Genomic DNA, 23,102 nt, shown 5'->3' on the forward strand with positions numbered 1-23,102 from the left:
TCACTTGCCCTAACCGTTGCTGACAAGGCGATAATTTTCGCCTAAGCCCGCATTTACTGCTTTGTGGCCGGACGGTGCTGCATGTCCATCCACGATAAATACACCGACGGCGGTTGCCAGCTCGTTGGCATGATCCATGAGAGATTCGGCAGCCGCAGCTGCTTCTTCTACCAGGGCCGTATTTTGTTGTGTGACATCATCCATGCGGATAACGGCATCATTTACCAGGGCAATCCCGGCACTTTGTTCATTCGAGGCAGAGGCAATTTCGCCGATAATGACGCTTACCCGTTTTACGGAGTCCACAATCTCGTGCATGGTTTGGCCAGCCTCTTCTACCTGGCGGCTCCCCTCTGCCGTTTTATTGACGGAGTCAGTAATCAATTCTTTAATTTCACGTGCGGCTACTGATGAGCGTTGTGCAAGATTGCCAACTTCGGCAGCCACTACCGCAAAGCCACGACCTTGCTCGCCTGCACGTGCCGCTTCTACTGCAGCGTTCAAGGCCAGGATATTGGTCTGGAAAGCGATACCGTCGATGACAGAAATAATGTCTTCAATTTTGTGAGCACTTTCATTGATATCGCTCATGGTGCTCACCACCGCATTCACCACCTCACCACCTTTTACCGCCACCACTGACGCTTGTGATGCCAAATGATTGGCTTGCTTGGCATTTTCCGCATTTTGTTTCACTGTTGATGCCAGTTCATCCATACTAGAAGCGGTTTTTTCAAGGTTAGCAGCCTGGTCTTCGGTACGACGACTGAGATCCGCATTGCCTTGAGCAATCTCCTTGGCAGCAATGTTGATCGATTCAGCAGCCGCTTTCACTGTGAGCACTGGTTCAATAATCATATCCAGGGTGTTATTCATGCCCTCAACAATCTTGCGGTAATCGCCAGGATGTTTTTCAGCATTGGCCCGTACAGTCACACGGCCTTCACGAGCAGCTTCAGCAAGCATCTGCGCATCCGCATTCAATGCTTTCAGGTTGCTGCGTACTTTTTCAATCGTTTTATTGATGTCGGCTTTCTGCCCAGGGAACTGCTCCAGTGGTGCATCAAAGTTACCATCGCCAAATGCTTGCACGCAGGCCATGGCTTTTTGGTTCAATTCAATGTGTCCGGCAACGATATTATTAATACTCTCTGCCAGCACTGAGAATTGGCCTTTGAACATATCGGCACGCAAAGTCATGTCGATATTGCCTTTTTCGTGTTCGGCATTGACCCAGTTAACAGAGTCCACAATGCCCTTCAGGTTGCCACGGATTCGGTCCACACTCTTGTTCATGGCGACTTTTTTACCTGGCATCGCTTCCAGCTGAGCAGTTAAGTCACCGCGGCCGATGCTGTCCATCACGGCAATGAATTTCTCAATTTCTGTCACATAGGTATTCACCATCGTATTGAGTCCAGTCGCAATGGTTTTAAAATCACCATCAAAATGCTGGGTATCCATACGTGTTTCTGTTTCGCCATTGGCATGATCGGCAGACATGGCTGATATTTCATGAATCAGTGTCTGGATATTGTTTTTTAATCCATCAAACCCTTGGTTAAGCACTGCGAGATCACCAGGCATTGCTTCGAGTTGTGCATTAAAATTGCCCTGCCCCAGTGCCTGTATAGACACGCCGGTCTTATGCAGCGTCTCGACATGCATGTTCAGCAGGCGATTCATGGCTTTTGCCATGTTGCGGTATTCGCCAGTAAACGCATCCAGATCAATCATTGCATGGATATTGCCTTTTGCATGCTCTGACTCAACAGATTCCATTTGCTGCTTCAAAGCGCCAAGCGTCTCTTTTGACAGGTTCAACGCACTAATCAGACCATCTTGTTCCAGCGCTGATGTATGGCTAAAGTCGCCATCCGCAATGGATTGTGCTATTGCACGTGCTTGGCTTGTAGTACGTTGGACTGACGCGACGAACAGCAAACTGGTCATCACCATGATAGGCACCATAATGCCGTACACAATCCAGTAATTATTGATAAGCAAAGGCGAGACCATGCAGATGCCAACGCTGGCAAGCAGGATCCCAAGCTGGGATGATAATTTTACATGGGAGAATTTCCCCACCAAGGCACTCCAGTTCTCTCCGGACATGTGTGCTACTCCTTTTTGATTCCAAATCCACTAATCGCCAATTCGTTTTTATTTATCGGCTTATGTCAGCGATTATTCAACATTTAAGGTGGATTTGAATCGCATGTAAAAAGGGAAATATACGCTCTGTTGCTGTAATTGCAAGCCTAAAGAAATCAGAATTGGCGAAATAGATTCTCAAAGCCAAGTGAAAAAAACAATCACAGAAACGCAATCCTGCCGAATCGAGTCAAGCTAAAAAATGACTCGTTGAGACGGGTGAAAAAACAAAACCGACTGCCTTGCAGTCGGTTTTGTTTTGTTTCATGTGGCTCTTTAGAACTCTTCCCAATCACTGTCATCGGTACCCGTTTTGGCCGTCATCTTGGGACTGCCGGACGAGGGATTTGGTTTATCAACATATCCCGTTGGCGCCGAGACTGACCTGCCACTGGTACGATGGTTATCAGCACCCGGCCTTGGGGCTGAAGATAGGCTGGCACTAACAGGCTTGAAGCCTCCATGATTGATATTGCCAGACCCACCTCCAATCCGCCCTTCGAGTTTGAACTGGCTGATAGCATCTGCCAACTGATTGGCTTGATCAACCAATGATTCAGCCGCAGCGGCTGCCTCTTCTACCAAGGCCGCATTCTGCTGTGTAGTTTCATCCATGCTGGTCACAGCCTGGTTCACCTGGTCAATCCCCGTGGTCTGCTCAGTAGACGCTGCTGAAATCTCGCTGATAATATCAGCCACACGCTGGACTGAGGAAACGACCTCTTCCATGGTGTTACCGGCATTCTCAACCAGCTTGGTCCCCTCGGTGGTTTTATTCACAGAGTCAGTAATCAGTTCTTTGATCTCTTTCGCAGCACTGGCTGAACGCTGTGCCAGGTTACGTACCTCGCCTGCCACCACCGCAAAGCCACGGCCCTGCTCCCCTGCACGTGCCGCTTCTACCGCCGCGTTCAAGGCCAGGATGTTGGTCTGGAAGGCGATACCGTCAATGACAGAAATAATGTCTTCGATCTTCTTGGCGCTTTCGTTGATCGCACTCATGGTGGCAACCACTTCATTGACGACCTCACCGCCTTTTACAGCCACGCCGGAGGCAGTCAGTGCCAGCTGATTCGCCTGTTTAGCGTTCTCAGCATTCTGTTTCACGGTAGAGGCCAACTCTTCCATGCTGGCCGCAGTTTGCTCCAGGCTGGAAGCCTGTTGCTCAGTACGGGCAGACAAGTCTGAGTTACCGCTGGAGATTTCATTGGCGGCAGTGGTGATGGTTTCCACCGCTTCTGTCACGGCAATGATCGGCTCTACGATCATGTCCAGGGTGTTGTTCACCCCTTCGATGATCTTGCGGAACTCGCCATTGTGTTTGTCGACATCCGCACGGACCGTAATACGGCCATCGTTTGCAGCTTCTGTCAGCAAGTCAGCATCAGCAACCAGCATGTTGACCGCATCAATACAGGTATTGAGGTTGTTCTTCAGCTCATTGAAGTCACCGTTGTAATGGTCGGTAATCCGTTCTGGGATATCGCCTTTGGAGATACGGTCTACGTAGTTCGCAGCCACATTCAATGGGCCAATCACCGAATCCAGGGTGTTGTTCACGCCTTCGACAATCTTGCGGAAGTCGCCATTGTGTTTGCCAGCATCGGCTCGGGTTGAGAGCTGGCCATCCACTGCTGCTTGTGACAGCATATTGGCGTCTGCTACCAGGGCGTTGACGGCGTCAATACACTGGTTCAGGTTGTCTTTAATGGTATTGAAGTCACCATTGTAGTGATCTGTGATCTTGGCTGGGATATGGCCTTGTGAAATGTCTGCCACGTATTTTGCAGCCACATTCAATGGGTTGATCACTGCATCCAGGGTGTCATTGACCCCTTGGACAATCTTGCGGAAATCCCCTTGGTGCTGGCTGGCATCTGCACGGGTAGACAGGCGACCTTCTACCGCAGCATGCGCCAACTCATCAGCATCATTCACCAGGCGCTTAATATTGGCGCGCACCTGTTCAATCGCTTCGTTAACAAACGCTTTTTTACCTGGGAACTGCTCAAGAGGCATGTCCAGATTGCCCTCACCAAAAGCCTTAACAACTTCGATGGCGCTTCGGTTCATAGCGATGTGGCCAGCAACCATGTTATTGATGCCTGCGGCCATTTCACCGTAGCCACCCTTAAAGCGGTTCTGGTCAACGGTACACTCAATATCTCCTTCGTCATGCTGCTGACTCACGTATTTGAGAGACTGTACCAGGCCATCCAGGGTGCGTTGTAGAACGCGGATGGAATAAGCCACACTGGATTTGTCATCGGCCGGCAAATCAATCTTCTGGTTCAGGTTACCCTCAACAAAGTTGTGGGCAATGACTGTCAATTCAGCAGGTTCCATCCCCAGTTGCTTGAACAGGTTACGCTTGATATAAAAGCCCAGAGAGACCACACCTGCCAATACGGCAATGGCAATCCCAATCAGCATGAGCACTGCTGTATTCTTCATGCTAGCTGCCTGCTCTGCACTTTGTTTGGCGAGCTGGTTGTTAAACTGTCTGTGTGTGCGAATAGCAGCTTGTACACCTTCAATTGCGGCCTGATTGGCAAGCAGCACATCCCGGGCTTCTGTTTTCTTGTTAGACAGGGATAGTGTTAACGCACTACTCCCTAACTCATCATAGGCTTTAATCGCCGCATAATCCGCTTCGAGCAGCTTTTTGTCCTGCGCGTCACTGATAAAATTGTCATAGCGCTTTAATGCAGTCATCAGATTGGCATGCGTTTCCGCCACGCGTTTCTCAATTAACTGCATTTTGTCATTATCTGTATTCAGCATATGCTGCCAAATCAGACTATTCAATTTCTCAAATTCGCTCAGCGTGTCATCAAGTATCTCTATGCTTGGCGCTGCCATTTCATTGGCAAAGTTGGTATATTTAAACACCCGTTCTGTTTGAAAATAGCTGATTCCGGCCAGCAGGAATAAACCCAAGGCGGTCACAGCAATCAGAATGTACATTCTCTTAGCAACACTCATAATTTAGACTCCACAATCCAATTTAATATCAATGCCTGTATTGGCTTTCTTATATTCTGCACTAATCTTTTTCGCCAGCATGTATTAATAAAGAGGACTTTAACCAGTTTATTCTTGTTAAAGTTTTGCTCAATGCTGACGTGTCCGTATGATCAAACTTTATAAAAAATCCCCCTATTTTCAGGGGGATCGCCTACTTAAAAAGAGAGGTTATTTTTTTGCTTTTGAAGCGTCAGCAACCTCTACCTTTTTCTTAGCAGCATTTGCCTCAGCAACGGCGTCGCCTTTCATGTGTGAGGAAGTCAATTCTGCACTACCCTCTTCATAACACACGCGACCCATCATCGAGACTGTGCATACCTCTGCAGCAAATGCGGATACAGAAAGTGTAGACAATGCAGCGATAGTCAAGGCTGTTTTCAAAGTTTGTTTCATAAAGTCTCCATACAATTTGAGAAATGGTGGTTATTGATTACCACCTGAGTTCTTTTACGGTGTTTTTTGTATGATCTTTAGATGCGAAGACAGATTTAAATGCTTGAATCGATGATAAAAAACGGCTGTCCTAGCAGCTACTTTTTATTTGGAAGTTAACCCTAAAATGCCTCCCAATTGCTATCAAAAATTGTAGCCATCCAAGACTTAGAGGAGGTATAGCTTGACAATGGGCACAAAAAATCCCCTTGAAGGGGGATTTTTAGCTCAAGAAATGAATTATTTCTTGGTTTTCTCAGCTTCGGCAACGTCTACTTTTTTCTTCGCTGCTGTTGACTCAGCCACTGCATTACCTTTCATGTGTGCAGCTGTCAATTCAGGGCTACCTTCTTCGTAGCATACACGCCCCATCATCGACACAGTGCAGATTTCAGCCGCAAATAGCGGCGTCATCAACGTTGATAATGCAATAATGCTTAATGTTGTTTTTAGGTGTTGTTTCATAAAGTCTCCATAAAATTTTTAACCATGGTTGAGGTGGTTTTTCACTACCACTTATTGTTAATAACGACAGACCCTATATTTTCTTTAGCGTTGTTACACAAAAATTACAATTCTATTTATTCATCATAAGTCCCTTTTTCCAAGTTGCTTGAAAGTGACTGATTGATGGTAGCTTTTGATTGTGAAACGGCTGACCAAGGCTCGCAGTTTTGACACCTCAACCAATGATTCTGCTAATGCTGGTGCTCCACTTTATCGAAGCCACTGAAATTTAATTGATGTGGCTTTCTTCACAGAGTCAAAGGCGCTAGTACTCATTCCAGTTATTGTCATCTGTACCAGTTCTGGCCTTTGGCGGCTGACCTAAGTAAGCTGGGCGCGCCTGATCTATTCGCACTGAAGGGTGCCCAGTTCGCGACGACGTATAGCCAAGGGATATCGATGCTGAGCTACCCAGAGCATGCTGTTTGAAACCGAATGCTTCTTTGTTATGCGATACCTCACCAATCCGCCCCTCTAGCTTAAATTGACTGATGGCATCGGCTAACTGGTTAGCCTGGTGTACCAGTGATTCAGCTGCCGCTGCCGCCTCTTCTACCAAGGCCGCATTCTGTTGCGTGGTTTCATCCATGCTGGTCACCGCCTGGTTCACCTGGTCAATCCCTGTCGACTGTTCGGTTGAGGCTGCTGAGATCTCGCTGATAATGTCAGCGACACGCTGGACGGAAGAAACCACTTCGTCCATGGTGTTACCCGCATTCTCAACCAGCTTGGTCCCCTCAGTGGTTTTATTCACAGAGTCAGTAATGAGCTCTTTGATCTCTTTCGCAGCACTGGCCGAACGTTGCGCCAGGTTACGTACCTCACCCGCTACCACCGCAAAGCCTCTGCCCTGTTCACCTGCACGCGCGGCTTCTACCGCTGCGTTCAAGGCCAGGATGTTGGTCTGGAAGGCAATACCGTCAATGACAGAAATAATGTCTTCGATCTTCTTGGCACTTTCGTTGATTGCACTCATAGTGGCAACAACCTCGCTAACTACCTCCCCGCCCTTCACGGCGACACCTGACGCAGTTAATGCCAGCTGGTTAGCTTGCTTGGCATTCTCAGCATTCTGTTTCACGGTAGAGGCCAACTCTTCCATGCTGGCCGCAGTTTGTTCCAGGCTGGATGCCTGTTGCTCGGTACGGGCAGACAAGTCTGAGTTGCCGCTGGAGATTTCATTGGCCGCGGTAGTGATGGTTTCTACCGCTTCTGTCACCGCAATAATCGGTTCTACAATCATATCCAAGGTGTTGTTCACACCAGCAATGATCTTGCGGAAGTCTCCATTATGTTTGTCGACATCTGCACGTACAGTGATACGGCCTTCTTTGGCAGCTTCCGCCAGCAGGTTGGCGTCATTCACCAATGAATTCACTGCATCAATACAAGTATTGAGGTTGTTCTTCAGCTCATTGAAATCACCATTGTAGTGGTCGGTAATCCGCTCTGGGATATTCCCTTTGGAAATATCTGCTACATATTGGGCCGCCACGTTAAGTGGATTAATGACGGCATCCAGAGTGTCATTGACGCCTTGTACAATCTTGCGGAAGTCGCCTTGATGCTGGCTGGCATCTGCACGGGTAGTGAGTTTGCCATCGACGGCTGCTTGTGACAGCATGTTGGCATCGGCAATCAGGGCATTGACGGCGTCTATACACTGGTTGAGGTTGTCTTTAATCGTGTTGAAGTCACCATTGTAGTGATCGGTAATCTTGGCCGGGATATTGCCTTTGGAGATGTCCGCCACATATTGGGCTGCGACATTCAATGGGTTGATCACCGCATCCAGCGTGTCATTGACGCCTTGAACGATCTTGCGGAAGTCGCCTTGATGCTTGCTGGCATCTGCACGGGTGGACAAACGCCCTTCTACCGCTGCGTGCACCAACTCGTCGGTGTCATTCACCATGCGGTTAATAGTTTCTATACACTGGTTCAGATTATTTTTAATGGCGTTAAAATCACCTTGATAGTCCGCCGTAATCTTTTCTGGAATTTCACCTTTTGCAATCTGTTCCACGTAGCTCGCAGCCACCCCCAAAGGCGTCACCACCGCATCCAGTGTTTCGTTAATTCCTTCAACTACTTTGCGGAAGTCCCCTTGATGTGGCTGGATGTCTGCCCGTGTAGAGAGATTGCCTTGCACAGCAGATTGTGCCAGGCCATGGGTATCATCAATGAGTAACTTAATCGACTTGACCATACTCTGCATGGCCGTCATTAACTGGCCAGTTTCATCCTGGCTATGCACTTCAATTACCACATCTGTTCTACCCAGTGATAAGTCTTGTGCAACCTGCGCGGCTTCACGTATCGGTTTTGCAATTTTTGCGGCCGAAAACCAGATCACAGCAATCCCGGCTGCCGTCACCATCAAACCTAACAATAACTGCCATAACGCCGCTTGATTCGCGCCGCTGGACAATCGTTGATCCAGCGCTTGCGCTTCTGCCAGCACCACAGCCGTTGGCACTTTAATCAGCACAGACCAGGGTTTGCCAGTACGACCCAACATAATGGGGGCTAGCGCCATCATTTCACCAGCCTGTTGATCAATCGCGGCCATATTGCGGCCAGACTGAATCTCTTGCAGATACTTTGCGCCGTTGTCGCCAACAATCTTGCCAAACGGTTGACCAATCAAGCCTGGATTACGGCTGTCAGCAACGATCAGCCCCATATTACTGACGATAATCACTTCGCTTTTACCGTCAAATAGATTCTTGCTGGCGCCTTCAGCGGTTTTTTGCACAAAGTCCAGATTGTAGTCGGTCCCGGCCACACCATAAAATTTGCCGTTCTTGATAATGGGCACCGACAGTGTGGTCAGCCACACAGATTTTCCCTGCACAATATATGGAAATGGGTCCAGGACACTTTCGGTCTGGGTTGCTTTGGGGCCAAGATACCAGCCGCCTTTCATCACCCCATTCGGGTGTTTATCCAGCGTGTCATACTCCACCAGTGGTTGCACCGCAATCCGTCCGCTTTCATCACGGTTCCAATACGGCGTAAACCGTCCGGTAAGGCTATTGTTGCCATCCCTACCGGTTTTAAAAGTGTCATCTTTACCATCAAGCGCATCCGGCTCCCAACAACTATAGGTGCCGTTGAACTCTGGATTTTGTTTCAGCACATTAAGCAAGATGGCATTAATCTGGTCACGCCCTAGTGCCACCGAACCTTCTTTGCTTAACACAAAAGTATGGGCCATGGTACGTGCCGCATCCAGTGCGACATCAAACTTGGCCTGGATTTTTCCAGCTTCTGAGCCGGCCAGATTCTTCAAGCTGTTTTTGGTACCTTCGTTGACTAACAACGATACGTTTTCAGACACCAGTTGCTGATTATTTTTAGCGGAAAGATAAGAGGAACCGACGAGGATGCTGCCGCTGACCAGAATGGACAGCCCGGCCATCAGGACGATTTTGCCCTGAATAGATTGAAAACGCTGAGACAACTGCATATTGACTTCCTTTGCATAAAAATAAATGGGGGGCGTGCATCGCTGACGCATTGCTCTTCCGAGTTATTTCTAGCTAGAAGTCAATAAATGACCATAAAGCCAATTTTTATATGAATAATAAAGTCTGTTTAGAAGACTCTTTATTCACTGTTTATGTAATGATTATCCCGCTAACGATCAAGATTCAAATCGAATGTGAAACGTACTTTTATGGTTCTGTTTAAAGTCATTCACAGGCATGATGGTTTACAAATCCTACCCGATGATGCCCTTACAGAAAAAACGGCTGCCAAAGCAGCCGCTTCTGGATGAGTGAGGTCAGAACTCTTCCCAATCCGAATCATCCGTGCCGGTTTTAGCCCTTGAACCCTGGCTGGAATATGACTGATGCGGTGGCATCGAAGGCGGACCACTCCGCGCGGGGGCATGCCCTCCATGTGACCGCTGGGCTGGCGAACTCACTGCCTGTCGTTTAAAGCCTGACTTGACCTGATGGCTAGACCCACCTCCAATCCGCCCTTCGAGTTTGAACTGGCTGATAGCATCTGCCAACTGATTGGCTTGATCAACCAATGATTCAGCCGCAGCGGCTGCCTCTTCTACCAAGGCCGCATTCTGCTGTGTAGTTTCATCCATGCTGGTCACAGCCTGGTTCACCTGGTCAATCCCCGTGGTCTGCTCAGTAGACGCTGCTGAAATCTCGCTGATAATATCAGCCACACGCTGGACTGAGGAAACGACCTCTTCCATGGTGTTACCGGCATTCTCAACCAGCTTGGTCCCCTCGGTGGTTTTATTCACAGAGTCAGTAATCAGTTCTTTGATCTCTTTCGCAGCACTGGCTGAACGCTGTGCCAGGTTACGTACCTCGCCTGCCACCACCGCAAAGCCACGGCCCTGCTCCCCTGCACGTGCCGCTTCTACCGCCGCGTTCAAGGCCAGGATGTTGGTCTGGAAGGCGATACCGTCAATGACAGAAATAATGTCTTCGATCTTCTTGGCGCTTTCGTTGATCGCACTCATGGTGGCAACCACTTCATTGACGACCTCACCGCCTTTTACAGCCACGCCGGAGGCAGTCAGTGCCAGCTGATTCGCCTGTTTAGCGTTCTCAGCATTCTGTTTCACGGTAGAGGCCAACTCTTCCATGCTGGCCGCAGTTTGCTCCAGGCTGGAAGCCTGTTGCTCAGTACGGGCAGACAAGTCTGAGTTACCGCTGGAGATTTCATTGGCGGCAGTGGTGATGGTTTCCACCGCTTCTGTCACGGCAATGATCGGCTCTACGATCATGTCCAGGGTGTTGTTCACCCCTTCGATGATCTTGCGGAACTCGCCATTGTGTTTGTCGACATCCGCACGGACCGTAATACGGCCATCGTTTGCAGCTTCTGTCAGCAAGTCAGCATCAGCAACCAGCATGTTGACCGCATCAATACAGGTATTGAGGTTGTTCTTCAGCTCATTGAAGTCACCGTTGTAATGGTCGGTAATCCGTTCTGGGATATCGCCTTTGGAGATACGGTCTACGTAGTTCGCAGCCACATTCAATGGGCCAATCACCGAATCCAGGGTGTTGTTCACGCCTTCGACAATCTTGCGGAAGTCGCCATTGTGTTTGCCAGCATCGGCTCGGGTTGAGAGCTGGCCATCGACGGCTGCTTGTGACAGCATGTTGGCGTCTGCTACCAGGGCATTGACGGCATCAATACACTGGTTCAGGTTGTCTTTAATCGTATTGAAGTCACCATTGTAGTGATCGGTAATCTTGGCTGGGATATGGCCTTGTGAAATGTCAGCCACGTATTTGGCCGCCACATTCAATGGGTTGATCACTGCATCCAGGGTGTCATTGACGCCTTGGACAATCTTGCGGAAATCCCCTTGGTGCTGGCTGGCATCCGCACGGGTAGACAGGCGGCCTTCTACCGCTGCATGTGACAGCATGTTGGCATCCGCAATCAGCGCCTGCACAGCATCAATACACTGGTTGAGATTGTTCTTGATGGTATTAAAATCGCCTTTATAAGCTTCCGTGATTTTGGCTGGAATTTTGCCTTTGGAAATATCGGCGACATATTGCGCGGCAACATTCAATGGAATAATGACGCCATCCAGTGTCTGGTTGATACTTTCTACCAACACCTTGTACTCGCCTTCAAACTGCTTGCTTTCACCGCGAGCACTCAGGTTACCGGCACTTGCCGAAACCGCAAGCTGTTTGGATTCCTTAACTAGCGTATGTATGGTTTGATTCAGTTTCCCTGCCGAAAGAATCACTTGGTCCAGCTCATCATATGGCGTCATGTCTTGTTGTATTGACTTGATATTGCCTTGCACCAGATCGTCCATCATCTTTTGGGCAGTGTTCGATTTGGTAATGATGTCCCTTGAAACGATATAGACAGTCCAAAGCACCAGGCACAAACTTAATCCGGCGATGGCCAGGGTAATATACAACTGCTGATTTTCCCCTGTTCCGCGCTTTTGCAGTGTGGCCTTCAATCGGTCCAAAAGCACATAATAGCGCTCATAAGCAATATCAATCTGAACGCTGGCCTGCTTGAAATACTCTTGAGAATCATACGACAGTGATTGATCATGCAAAATGGCCTGGCTCAATAATTGTTTTAGGTGCTCTGTGGCATCCAGCAGTGGTTGAATTTCCTTTGTATGACTTTGGTCGTAACGCGCCAATACATGCATGTTGTGCATAAACCGGCTATCAGTCTGCTCTATCGTGTTCACCAGGCCTTCCAGTTTCAGTCGCTCGTTCTCGCTGATCGATTGCTTGGCCAACACGCCAGCACCCAACCCTCGTACTTGCGCCATGACTTCAATCAGCGGAGGCACTTTCAACACTGCAGTGTCCATCATGTAATAGGACTCTTCCTTGGGATCCAGTGTTAACCCACTAATATCTGCCTTAATGACGGTGGCTTCTATCAGGAAATTAATGATTGCCGAGTGCTGGGCAAAACTTTCTTCCTTGCTGATTGCGGCGCTGGATAACCTGAGTGCCTTGTAGTTCTGGATGATGGTTTGCCATTTACCGGAAAACTCAACCCAATAGGGATCATCATGGCTCAACAAGTCTGAGGTGTCATGCAACAGGCGAATCGCTTCAATGTCCTGTTCCAGTTTGGACTCAATATCAGCGATCTTGGGCTGCAACTCAGTTTTGCCAGCAAGGTAATTTGCCATGAGTCCACGATGTTTCTGCATATCTTCAATCATGCCCATCAATGGTTTGATTAAATCAATGCCCTGGATTTCTGACTGGGTTGTTTGAAGATCAGCCTGATTCTTGAAAATATTGACCGCAGCCAGGTAGGTCAACGGCAATAAAATAATACATGCCATCAACGTCAGTTTTTTGGTGATTGAAAGCCTGTTAAGCATGACGCATCCTCTAAAGGTGAATTAATCGAATGCCATCAATCGATTAAACATTGAGAAAACGTAAATATGGGCATTCCAGCGTGAGAGGTTTCATTTCCGTGGCATGAAATGAGGCATACTTCGTTGCATGCACCTCAATCGTGTTGCATCTGCATATTGTTCTCGCCGTTTGGCGCGTTGTATTGATAGGCAATGGGATTGCCTGGATCAATACCCTGCATCTCAATGGTCACTGCCTCGTTGCAATTAACCACTTGGATAGATGGTGTGGACATATTAAGTGATGGGCATACATTTCAATTGCGGAAAAAAGCAGATGTTTTTATTTCAATCTATTTGGTATAGATTTTTATGCTGTTTTCATTGGATACCCGCATTGAAAATGACAAACTCCCCAGCGCTGCATGGCAACGACCGGGGAGGCTGTATGTGAAAGGATTAATGAATGCTAGAACTCTTCCCAGTCATTATCATCAGTGCCGTTTTTTTTGAAAGTAGCAGCGGTGGGTTTCGATATTGACGGGGGATGGCCTGCGCCCGAGATGACCCTGGATAAATTATCAATAGCCACATGCGTTTCTTTCGACTTTCTTGAGAAGTCCCCGCCAAGCAAGAATTTGGCTTTTTCGGTATTTTTCGCTTCGACACATTCAATAATGTCTCCAACACTTCGGTGGAAATGTGCATGTGCCTCTTTCAAATCACGATACTCTTTGCGATGACTGTGTTGTTTGCCTTCGCCATAAATCCATTTGCCTAAATCACATTTGTGATCGCTGGCGGCCTCTGCATGATTGATCGGCTCCTTATTGCGGCCGTTCATGTAATCAATCAGACGTGTTTTCCACTTTGCATGTGCTGTACTGGCATCATCCAGAGAGAACTTTTTTGTAGAAGCCCCTCCTTGGAAATGGCTTGTATGTAAATTAGCTTTCGCAGAAACACGTCGATGCTGAGGTTGGCTCGTGACCGCCCCCAAATGCCGCCCTTCCAGTTTAAACTGACTTACCGCATCTGCCAGCTGATTGGCCTGATCCACCAGTGATTCAGCTGCCGCTGCCGCTTCTTCGACCAATGCCGCATTCTGTTGCGTGGTTTCATCCATGCTAGCCACGGCCTGGTTCACCTGGTCAATCCCTGTGGTCTGTTCAATAGAGGCCGCAGAAATTTCACTGATAATGTCAGCCACACGTTGGACTGAGGAGACGACCTCGTCCATGGTGCTTCCGGCATTTTCAACCAGCTTGGTGCCTTCTGTGGTTTTATTCACAGAGTCTGCAATCAGCTCTTTAATCTCTTTCGCAGCACTGGCTGAACGCTGTGCCAGGTTACGTACTTCCCCTGCCACTACCGCAAAGCCACGGCCCTGTTCACCAGCGCGTGCCGCTTCTACCGCTGCGTTCAACGCAAGGATGTTGGTCTGGAAGGCAATGCCGTCAATGACAGAAATAATGTCTTCGATCTTCTTGGCACTTTCGTTGATCGCACTCATGGTCGCGACAACCTCGCTGACCACTTCCCCGCCTTTGACTGCGACACCTGACGCAGTTAAGGCCAATTGATTTGCTTGTTTGGCGTTGTCGGCATTCTGTTTCACGGTAGAGGCCAACTCTTCCATGCTGGCCGCAGTTTGTTCCAGGCTGGACGCCTGCTGCTCGGTGCGCGCAGACAAATCAGCGTTACCGCTGGAGATTTCATTGGCGGCAGTGGTGATGGTTCCCACCGCTTCTGTCACGGCAATGATTGGTTCTACAATCATATCCAGCGTGTTGTTCACGCCTTCGACAATTTTGCGGAAATCGCCTTTATGCTGGCTGGCATCAGCCCGTACGGAAATACGGCCTTCGCCTGCAGCTTCGGTCAGGCCATTGATGTCCCCAATCAGCCCTTTCAGGTTCGCGCGAACTTGCTCAACCGTATCGTTGATCTCGCCTTTTTTACCTGGCCAGCGCTCAAGTGGAATGTCAAAATTGCCTTCACCAAACCCCTTCACGACTTGCATGGATTGCTGGTTCATGTCCAACAAGCCAGTGACCATGTTGTTGACCGACTTGGCCAGCGTACTGAAATCGCCTCTAAACATGTCGTCACGTAGCAAGGCATCAATTTCACCTTGTTCATGCGCATTACTGACCCAGTTCACGGAATCAATCAAGCCTTTGAGGTTACCGCCAATCTTCTTGACACTCTTGTTGATAAACGCTTTTTCGCCGGGGAATTCTTTGATAGTAGCGGCGAAGTTACCTTCACCAAATTGCAAAATGCAATCAGTCACGGTTTTATTTTCTTCAATATATTCTTGCACCATGCCGTTCACCCCTTCAGCGAGTGAACTGAAATGTCCTTTGTATTTGGCAGGGTCAATAAAATAGCTGATATTGCCCTGACGATGGGCAGCAGACATCTGGTTTAAATCAGAAATGATATTGGTCAAATTGGCTCTGACTTGTTCAATATCACGGTTGATCTCAGCTTTTTTTCCTTTGAATGTCTCAAGCGGAATGCCAAAATCACCATTGCCAAAGCCGTTAATCACAGCCATCACCTTGCGGGTCGAGGCATGTTGGTCATCCAGCATTTGATTGACCCCTTCGGCCATGTCTTTAAACATGCCTTGGTGTTGAGCACTTTGGATGCGGCGATCAATCTCACCATTGGCTTGCGCATGCGCGACATCCTTCATTTCGCTGATGACTTTTAGCACATGTTGCCGCATGCGTTGTAGCTGGTAGGCAACACTGCTTTGGTCATGTTCAACCAGAGGTACGGCAAAATCAGAATCTCCTTCGCCAATTTTTTTAGCAAACTCAGTGAGTTCCAACGGATCCGCGCCTAAACGGTTAAGCAGGGATTTAGAGATTGAAATAGCCATCCATCCAGCGATAACAATGGCAATCCCCAACGCAATTTGCATGAGTATGGAAAAACCGGAAGCGACAGACTTGGCTTGCGCTGAAGCCTTGTTGTTCAATGCCTCCTGATAATCAATAAACTGGTTAATGGTTTTTAGCCACTCTACAAACAAGGGCTTGGCTTCACTCATTAACAGACTTTTCGCTTGCTCCTCATCACCTGCATGGCGTAAGGCAATCACACGCTCAATCACCGGTAATGTTTTAGCCTCGATAGACTTGATGTGCGTGAGAATTTCCTTTTCATCTGCCGTAACAGCCGTATCCTCTTTAAAAATAGCATCCAGCTTGGCCGCACTCTCTTCATAAGCCACCGCCAATCGGCGGATATCACTGATGGACTTGTCCACGTCAGCACTGGATGCCTCAAGCGTCACATCACGTAAACTAATCGCCCGGTCATGCACGCTGCCGCGAAAATTGATGGCATAGCGCTGTTTAACGCTATTCACATCATTGATTTCTGTCAGCGTATCGTCGATTTCACTTACACGGTCAATCCCAATAACAGTTAATCCTGCCATCAGCAGAATCATGCTACCAAAGCCGACCATCAGGCTTTTCTTTACTCTCATGTTTCCAAACATTTACCCATCCTCAGTGTTTGATGACGCCTCTGACAAGTGCCTGTTTAGAAAGTAAAAAGATCAATATCATGCATATCGCCAGACATGTCTTTCCAAAACAAACACCTTTTCGAAAATATATTGCTATATTGCAGTTTTCCGTGCCTCAAGCATCCCTGAAAGAAACACTTAAAACCTATCCTTTTTAGGTGTTTGATTTATCCCCTTAAAATGCAAATATGATCTAGTCGGCATCATAAAAAAACCGGCTGTTTAGCAGCCGGCTTGTTATTGAGATGAATGACTAGAACTCTTCCCAATCCGAATCGTCAGTGCCTGTCTTTGAATGGACTCTGGTCGCACTGGCGGAAGGTTTCGAGGTCTGCTGTTTTTTGACATGGCCAGAGCGCGAATCAGCAGCAGGCCTCGGTGCTGAATATCCACGGCTATCAGAAGTTGATTTGGGCGTTGCAGTGAAGCCGGTATTACCTTTTCCTTCCAGCTTGAACTTACTGATCACATCTGCCAGCTGATTGGCCTGATCAACCAATGATTCCGCCGCAGCCGCAGCCTCTTCTACCAATGCCGCATTCTGCTGGGTGGTTTCGTCCATGCTGGTCACCGCCTGGTTCACCTGGTCAATCCCTGTGGTCTGCTCAGTAGACGCTGCTGAGATCTCACTGATAATGTCAGCCACTCGCTGTACAGAGGAGACGACCTCGTCCATGGTGCTACCGGCATTCTCAACCAGCTTGGTGCCTTCTGTGGTTTTATTCACAGAGTCGGTAATCAGCTCTTTGATCTCTTTCGCAGCACTGGCTGAACGCTGTGCCAGGCTACGGACCTCGCCCGCCACGACCGCAAAACCACGGCCTTGCTCGCCTGCACGTGCCGCTTCTACCGCCGCGTTCAAGGCCAGAATGTTGGTCTGGAAGGCAATGCCGTCAATGACAGAAATAATGTCTTCGATCTTCTTGGCACTTTCGTTAATCGCGCTCATGGTGGCAACGACCTCACTGACTACCTCCCCGCCCTTCACGGCGACACCTGACGCAGTTAATGCCAGCTGGTTAGCTTGCTTGGCATTCTCAGCATTCTGTTTCACGGTAGAGGCCAATTCTTCCATGCTGGCCGCAGTTTGCTCCAGGCTGGAAGCCTGTTGTTCAGTACGGGCAGACAAGTCTGAGTTACCACTGGAGATTTCATTGGCGGCAGTGGTGATGGTTTCCACCGCTTCAGTCACGGCAATGATCGGTTCTACAATCATGTCCAAGGTGTTGTTAATGCCATCTATAATGTTTCGGTAATCACCTGGGTGCCGTGACACATCTGCGCGTAAAGTGACACGTCCTTCCTTGGCTGCTTCAGCCAGCATAACGGTATCAGCATTCAAGGCTTTCAAGTTGGCTCGTACTTGCTCAATGGTGTCATTGATAAAGCCTTTTTTACCAGGGAATCGTTCCAGAGGTGCATCAAAATCGCCTTCGCCCAAGCCCTTCACACAGGCCATGGCTTTTTTCTTCACGGCAATATGCCCATCCACCATCTGATTAATACCACTTGCCATGCTGCGATAAGCACCATCAAACCTGGACACATCAATCTGAACGTCAATATCGCCAGCATCATGCTCGGCACTCATGTGGTTCATTTCAGCGATCAACGTATTCAACGCGTCAATACACTGGTTCAGGTTGTCTTTAATGGTATTGAAGTCACCATTGTAGTGATCAGTAATCTTGGCTGGGATATGGCCTTGTGAAATGTCTGCCACGTATTTAGCCGCCACATTCAAGGGTGTAATCAACGCATCCAGTATCTGATTGATACCCTCGCCGATTTCTTTGACAAATCCCACCGGCAGCTTGCTGATATTAACACGCTCTTTAAGATTACCTGCCGCAGCAGCATTGACCAGCCTGAACACTTCCTGCTGCCCTATATGCTCCGCTGTTTTATCTTCCCATTGCGTCATGCGGCCAAGATACTCTCCTTGAGCATTGAATGCAGATATCACGGCAACCTGTATTTTCTTACCGTAAAGTGAAAGCTCCATCAACTTGGGTGTTTTTGAGACCTCTTCAAATGTGGAGCGAATATCCTCAGGCAGATAACTCGCCAAATTCTGACCAATCATGCCCGCTACTTTAAATTCGGGGTGAGTCTTGGCAATCTCATTTGCCATCTCCTCCCAAAGCTTACGCGCCGAGTCATTCATGTATTGCAGTTGCTGGTGACTGTCACTATAGGTAAAGGCGGTAGTACTCTGATCGAGTGCTGCTTGTAATCGACCTGCTTCTTCTGCCATTTTTCTGGAGTCGTTCACATCAAATCCGATCTTGATTTGCATGGATTTGAGTGTCTTCATCAAACTGCCAACTTCATCATTGCCACGGGTATCGATTTTGCAGTTGAGCTCTCCACCCGCCAGGCCTTGAATGGCATCTGTCATGACAGAAACGGATTTTTTCAACTTGAGCGTGAACAAGCCTCCAGCCACTAAGGCTGCTGTCAAACCTAGCCCCATCCCTAACCAGGCATCAGGATGATGACGATAGAGATCAAAACCAGACATCACAACGACCGGAGTCAACATTGCGGCTGAAAGCTTATACAGAATCGGCAAGTCTTGCACTTTTGCAATCAGCGTTTCGCTCCAGGCAGGCTTTGGCATTTTACCCTCGCGCATTTGCTGATAGAGCCTTTCCGCCTGCTCAATCTGCGCACGGGTCACTTTATTACGCACAGACATATAGCCAATCACGGTGTTGCCTTCACGGATGGGTGCCACATTGGCCTCAACCCAGTAATGATCACCATTTTTACAACGGTTTTTCACCAAGCCATTCCATGGTTTTCCTGCCTTCACCGTACGCCACAAGTCTTCAAATGCCGCGGCTGGCATATCCGGATGACGAATAATGTTATGATTTTTTCCGACCAGTTCGGACTCGCTGAATCCGCTGATCTCAAGAAACTCCCGATTGATATAGGTAATTGCCCCTTTCAAATCGGTTTTGGATACGATAGAGGCCCCCTCTTTAAGCTCAATCTCTTTTTGAGTGACTGGTAAGTTGATTTTCATAATCATATCTCTTTCGCAAACTTGTACTTTCACTAGGACGAAATTACATTTTTTACTTCTATCATTCAGTCTAATCCATTGCTGTAAAATCAAATGCGCAAAAGAAACGGGTATTGTTGCTTTTAATACCTCCTTTAGCAAAAGAAAAAGCCGACCAGCAGGTCGGCTTTTCAAGAGGTCAGACAATCAGAATTGGGGCGCTGAAAGCAGTATTGACGATGCATCACATTGGATAACCAATCAGTAGAGAGGCCCAAAGTTTCAATGCCTCAATGAGCTTTTCAACCATCGTATGAATTGTATCCATCATGCGCCCCTTTTTTTGACCGCATTAAATCATTAGAACTCTTCCCAATCCTGATTATCGGTGCCAGTTTTGGCAGCTTTAACGGGTGGGTGACTGGTTGCAGCAGCCGGCTTGGGCTGGCGCGCAGGCATGGAGGCTACTGGCGCGCGACTGGTCGCCGCAGGGCGGGCCGCATGCGACGTTTGACTTGAGCCACGCAGTTTAAACCTGTTCACTGTATCCATGAGGTTAGATGCTTGCTCTACCAGTGATTCCGCTGCGGCTGCCGCTTCTTCGACCAGGGCAGCATTCTGTTGCGTCACTTCATCCATATGGTTCACGGCATCATTGACCTGGTTAATCCCGGAGCTTTGTTCTGCAGATGCAGCCGTAATTTCGCTCATGATATCGGTCACGCGCTGTACTGAAGTGACGACTTCATGCATGGTTTCACCAGCTGTTTGCACCAGTTTAGTCCCATCAGCCGTTTTATTCACAGAGTCGGTAATCAACTCCTTGATTTCTTTGGCTGCACTGGCTGAACGCTGGGCCAGGTTGCGTACTTCACCAGCCACTACCGCAAAACCTCTTCCCTGCTCGCCGGCACGAGCGGCTTCTACCGCAGCGTTTAAGGCCAGGATATTGGTCTGGAAAGCGATTCCATCGATGACAGAAATAATGTCTTCAATTTTGTGGGCACTTTCATTAATGGCGCTCATGGTAGTGACGACGTTACCGACGACGTCACCGCCGCGAATCGCCACTTGCGAAGCTGCTTCTGCCATCTGATTTGCCTGGCGGGCATTCTCGGCATTCTGTCTGACTGTAGAGGCCAATTCCTCCATGCTGGAAGCTGTCTCTTCAAGATTAGATGCCTGTTGTTCCGTCCGACTAGAGAGATCATTGTTACCGCTAGAGATTTCATGTGCAGCCGTATTAATGGTTTCACCTGCTTCACGTACACGCACCAATATATCGCTGAAAGTATCCAGCAATTGGTTAATGGCGACCATTGTTTTCACGGCTGAACCTTTGGCTTTAGTCTCATCCAATCTGGAAGAAAGGTCGCCATCTACAGCATTTTCAACGACGGTTTTAATTTCATTTTCAAGCCGTTTTTCTTCTGTCAAATTCACCCACTCAACCACACTGCCAATACGTTCGCCACTTTCATCCATCAATGGGTTGGCAGTCAGACGGAAAAACATACTCCCGATTGGCAGCTCAGCCACATGCTTGCCGGTCAGGCTGGCCAGAAGATTGCGTTGATGTGCCGGGCTTTTGTGGAACAGGTCAAAGTTTTGACCGATCAGTTTGTCCGGATTAAAAGACGGGAATAATTCTTTAAAAGTACTTGCTGACTCGCGCATTAGTTCCAGTGTGCTTGAGTTCATATAAGTAATGATGCCGTCATTGTCAGCCACCATCAGGTTGTTTGAAGATGACTCCAGCGCCTGTTTGATCATGGCGGCTTCACGTGCTTTTGCCTTTTGCGCTTTATCTGCCAGTACCGCTTTTGTAATATCTGTTGCGTACTTAACTACTTTGTAAGGTTGGCCATCCAGTCCAATAATCGGGCTGTATGCCGCTTGCAACCAGATATCCTGGCCTTGTTTGCCATAGCGATGATAAACCCCGGCGTCCTCTTCACCGCGTCCCAGCTTTGCCCAGAAGTCTTGATATTCCTGGCTATTTTTGTAGCGCTCGCTCACAAACATGGCATGATGTTTACCAACGACTTCAGCCAGGGTGTACCCAGTGAGTTTGAGGAAATTGTCATTGGCATGCAGAATGTTGCCTTTCAGGTCAAACTGTATCACGCCTTGTGCTGCGTTGATCGCCGCCACCTGACCTTGCAGGTCTAACGCGAGTTGCTTCTGTTCTGTGACGCAGTACGAATACACTTTAACTTTGGCTGGCTCACCAGCATCGTCCTTCACTGGCACATAACTGGAGCTAAACCAATATTCCTTGCCTGATTTGGAAACACGACAAATCTCAAGCTTGCAATTCTGGCCTTGCCGCAGATTTTCCCACATTTGCTTATATTCATCGCTTTGTGAGGTCGATGCTTTAATCAGCATAGAAACATGTTTTCCAATCACCTCTTCGTGACTGAACTCAAGCGGGGCTAAAAACATGTCATTGCAGGAAAGAATATGGCCCTGCATATCGCACTCCATGACGCCAAAAGACTGATTCAAGGCGCTTTCTTCTTCCTGCAAAAGCAGGTTACGTTGTTTGTCAGCTGTGATATCCGTTAAGTAGGCCACCACTTTACGCAACTGTGTGCCTTGCATCACAGGCGCGTAATACCCCTGAAACCAGGTATCCTGTCGGCCTTTATTGACCAGCTTGAATGAGCCTACTTGAGATTTGCCTGACTGCAAGGCAGCCCAGAACTGTTCGTACTCTGGCGTATTGGATTCAGACTGGGGCAACAAGCTACGATGATGCTGCCCTACCAGTTCATTTGTTTGGTATCCCAGTGATTGACACAGATTGTCGTTGACATGGCTAATTTTGCCCTTGGCATCCAGCTCAACAATCGCTCTCGCTTTGTTGATTTCTGCCCTAAGTGCACTAAATTCAGCCACTTGGTTTAATGTATCCTGATAACCCCTAGTGCCTGCTGCCAACTTGTTAATGATGGTAGAAAACATTTTTTTATCCTTGAATTAGCTCTATTAAAGAGTGGCCGAATTTATGTTTTTTATTATGGTTGCCGGTTTAGTATTAATGTACCGCGCTATCTATCAGTTGCATTTCATCACTGGTCATCAGTTTCTCGATGTCAACCAGGATCAGCATTTCTTGCTCAATGGTTGCCAATCCAACGATGTATTTTGTGTCTATGCGGGTCACCAGTGAAGGCACTTCACGTAAGTGCTCCTCACGTAACTCACGGACATCGGACACGCCATCCACCACAATGCCAACAATGCGGCCATTGAGGTTGAGGATAATCACCACGGTGAATTCGTTATATTCGACCTTGCCCAAGTTAAACTTGATACGCAGGTCAACAATCGGCACGATCTTGCCGCGCAAGTTAATGACGCCCTTGATAAACGAAGGCATGTTGGCGATCTGGGTGACTGCATCATAGCCGCGAATTTCCTGTACCTTGAGAATCTCGATACCATATTGTTCGCTGCCCAGGACAAAGGTCAGGTACTCGCCAGCGGCTGTTTTCAGGCCGCTGCCTGCGTTACCGCTTAAGGCATTGTTCATTTCTGTCGTAGTGCTCATTGCATATACT

At 48.2% G+C, this 23,102-nt stretch carries 11 protein-coding genes; all 11 read right to left on the reverse strand.

Annotated features, from left to right (window positions below):
• Nucleotides 1-9: 9 nt before the first annotated feature.
• The 11 genes from ACJ67_RS07780 to ACJ67_RS07825 all read right to left on the reverse strand — a co-directional run bounded on the left by ACJ67_RS07780 (nucleotide 10) and on the right by ACJ67_RS07825 (nucleotide 23,092).
• Complete coding sequence (locus ACJ67_RS07780; RefSeq protein ID WP_049638583.1) at nucleotides 10-2,115, reverse strand: methyl-accepting chemotaxis protein; 2,106 nt, start codon at nucleotides 2,113-2,115, stop codon at nucleotides 10-12.
• A gap of 315 nt (nucleotides 2,116-2,430) precedes the next feature.
• Nucleotides 2,431-5,139 (reverse strand): methyl-accepting chemotaxis protein, encoded by a 2,709-nt coding sequence (locus tag ACJ67_RS07785; protein ID WP_082163958.1) that lies wholly within the window; start codon nucleotides 5,137-5,139, stop codon nucleotides 2,431-2,433.
• A 210-nt stretch (nucleotides 5,140-5,349) separates the two neighbouring features.
• Nucleotides 5,350-5,574 carry a hypothetical protein gene (locus ACJ67_RS07790; protein WP_049638585.1) on the reverse strand — a complete coding sequence of 75 codons (225 nt, stop codon included), beginning with the start codon at nucleotides 5,572-5,574 and terminating at the stop codon, nucleotides 5,350-5,352.
• 279 nt (nucleotides 5,575-5,853) lie between these two features.
• On the reverse strand, nucleotides 5,854-6,078 hold the full coding sequence (locus ACJ67_RS07795; RefSeq protein ID WP_049638586.1) for a hypothetical protein: 225 nt from the start codon (nucleotides 6,076-6,078) through the stop codon (nucleotides 5,854-5,856).
• A 307-nt stretch (nucleotides 6,079-6,385) separates the two neighbouring features.
• On the reverse strand, nucleotides 6,386-9,592 hold the full coding sequence (locus ACJ67_RS07800) for a methyl-accepting chemotaxis protein (RefSeq protein ID WP_197080588.1): 3,207 nt from the start codon (nucleotides 9,590-9,592) through the stop codon (nucleotides 6,386-6,388).
• Between the two features lie 318 nt (nucleotides 9,593-9,910).
• The gene (locus ACJ67_RS07805) at nucleotides 9,911-12,991 is read right to left on the reverse strand and encodes a methyl-accepting chemotaxis protein (protein WP_049638587.1); all 3,081 of its coding nucleotides are present in this window, start codon (nucleotides 12,989-12,991) and stop codon (nucleotides 9,911-9,913) included.
• 134 nt (nucleotides 12,992-13,125) lie between these two features.
• The gene (locus tag ACJ67_RS14825) at nucleotides 13,126-13,266 is read right to left on the reverse strand and encodes a hypothetical protein (protein WP_156171659.1); all 141 of its coding nucleotides are present in this window, start codon (nucleotides 13,264-13,266) and stop codon (nucleotides 13,126-13,128) included.
• Nucleotides 13,267-13,439: 173 nt separating this feature from the next.
• Nucleotides 13,440-16,478, reverse strand: coding sequence for a methyl-accepting chemotaxis protein (locus ACJ67_RS15180; RefSeq protein ID WP_049638588.1), 3,039 nt, complete (start codon nucleotides 16,476-16,478; stop codon nucleotides 13,440-13,442).
• Between the two features lie 295 nt (nucleotides 16,479-16,773).
• Nucleotides 16,774-19,554 carry a methyl-accepting chemotaxis protein gene (locus tag ACJ67_RS07815; protein ID WP_082164118.1) on the reverse strand — a complete coding sequence of 927 codons (2,781 nt, stop codon included), beginning with the start codon at nucleotides 19,552-19,554 and terminating at the stop codon, nucleotides 16,774-16,776.
• A gap of 339 nt (nucleotides 19,555-19,893) precedes the next feature.
• Complete coding sequence (locus ACJ67_RS15185; RefSeq protein ID WP_049638589.1) at nucleotides 19,894-22,503, reverse strand: methyl-accepting chemotaxis protein; 2,610 nt, start codon at nucleotides 22,501-22,503, stop codon at nucleotides 19,894-19,896.
• Nucleotides 22,504-22,576: 73 nt separating this feature from the next.
• A complete protein-coding gene (locus ACJ67_RS07825; protein ID WP_018985225.1) occupies nucleotides 22,577-23,092 on the reverse strand; it encodes a chemotaxis protein CheW in 516 nt (171 codons plus the stop codon).
• Nucleotides 23,093-23,102: the final 10 nt, after the last annotated feature.

It is taken from the genome of Methylophilus sp. TWE2, assembly GCF_001183865.1.
Lineage (GTDB): Bacteria > Pseudomonadota > Gammaproteobacteria > Burkholderiales > Methylophilaceae > Methylophilus.

What these genes read in the sequence shown, in the direction of transcription:
- ACJ67_RS14825 (WP_156171659.1), bottom strand. Translation starts at nt 13,266, where the DNA reads ATGTCCACACCATCTATCCAAGTGGTTAATTGCAACGAGGCAGTGACC.
- ACJ67_RS07800 (WP_197080588.1), bottom strand. Translation starts at nt 9,592, where the DNA reads ATGCAGTTGTCTCAGCGTTTTCAATCTATTCAGGGCAAAATCGTCCTG.
- ACJ67_RS07785 (WP_082163958.1), bottom strand. Translation starts at nt 5,139, where the DNA reads ATGAGTGTTGCTAAGAGAATGTACATTCTGATTGCTGTGACCGCCTTG.
- ACJ67_RS07795 (WP_049638586.1), bottom strand. Translation starts at nt 6,078, where the DNA reads ATGAAACAACACCTAAAAACAACATTAAGCATTATTGCATTATCAACG.
- ACJ67_RS07790 (WP_049638585.1), bottom strand. Translation starts at nt 5,574, where the DNA reads ATGAAACAAACTTTGAAAACAGCCTTGACTATCGCTGCATTGTCTACA.
- ACJ67_RS07815 (WP_082164118.1), bottom strand. Translation starts at nt 19,554, where the DNA reads ATGAAAATCAACTTACCAGTCACTCAAAAAGAGATTGAGCTTAAAGAG.
- ACJ67_RS15185 (WP_049638589.1), bottom strand. Translation starts at nt 22,503, where the DNA reads ATGTTTTCTACCATCATTAACAAGTTGGCAGCAGGCACTAGGGGTTAT.
- ACJ67_RS07805 (WP_049638587.1), bottom strand. Translation starts at nt 12,991, where the DNA reads ATGCTTAACAGGCTTTCAATCACCAAAAAACTGACGTTGATGGCATGT.
- ACJ67_RS07825 (WP_018985225.1), bottom strand. Translation starts at nt 23,092, where the DNA reads ATGAGCACTACGACAGAAATGAACAATGCCTTAAGCGGTAACGCAGGC.
- ACJ67_RS07780 (WP_049638583.1), bottom strand. Translation starts at nt 2,115, where the DNA reads ATGTCCGGAGAGAACTGGAGTGCCTTGGTGGGGAAATTCTCCCATGTA.
- ACJ67_RS15180 (WP_049638588.1), bottom strand. Translation starts at nt 16,478, where the DNA reads ATGAGAGTAAAGAAAAGCCTGATGGTCGGCTTTGGTAGCATGATTCTG.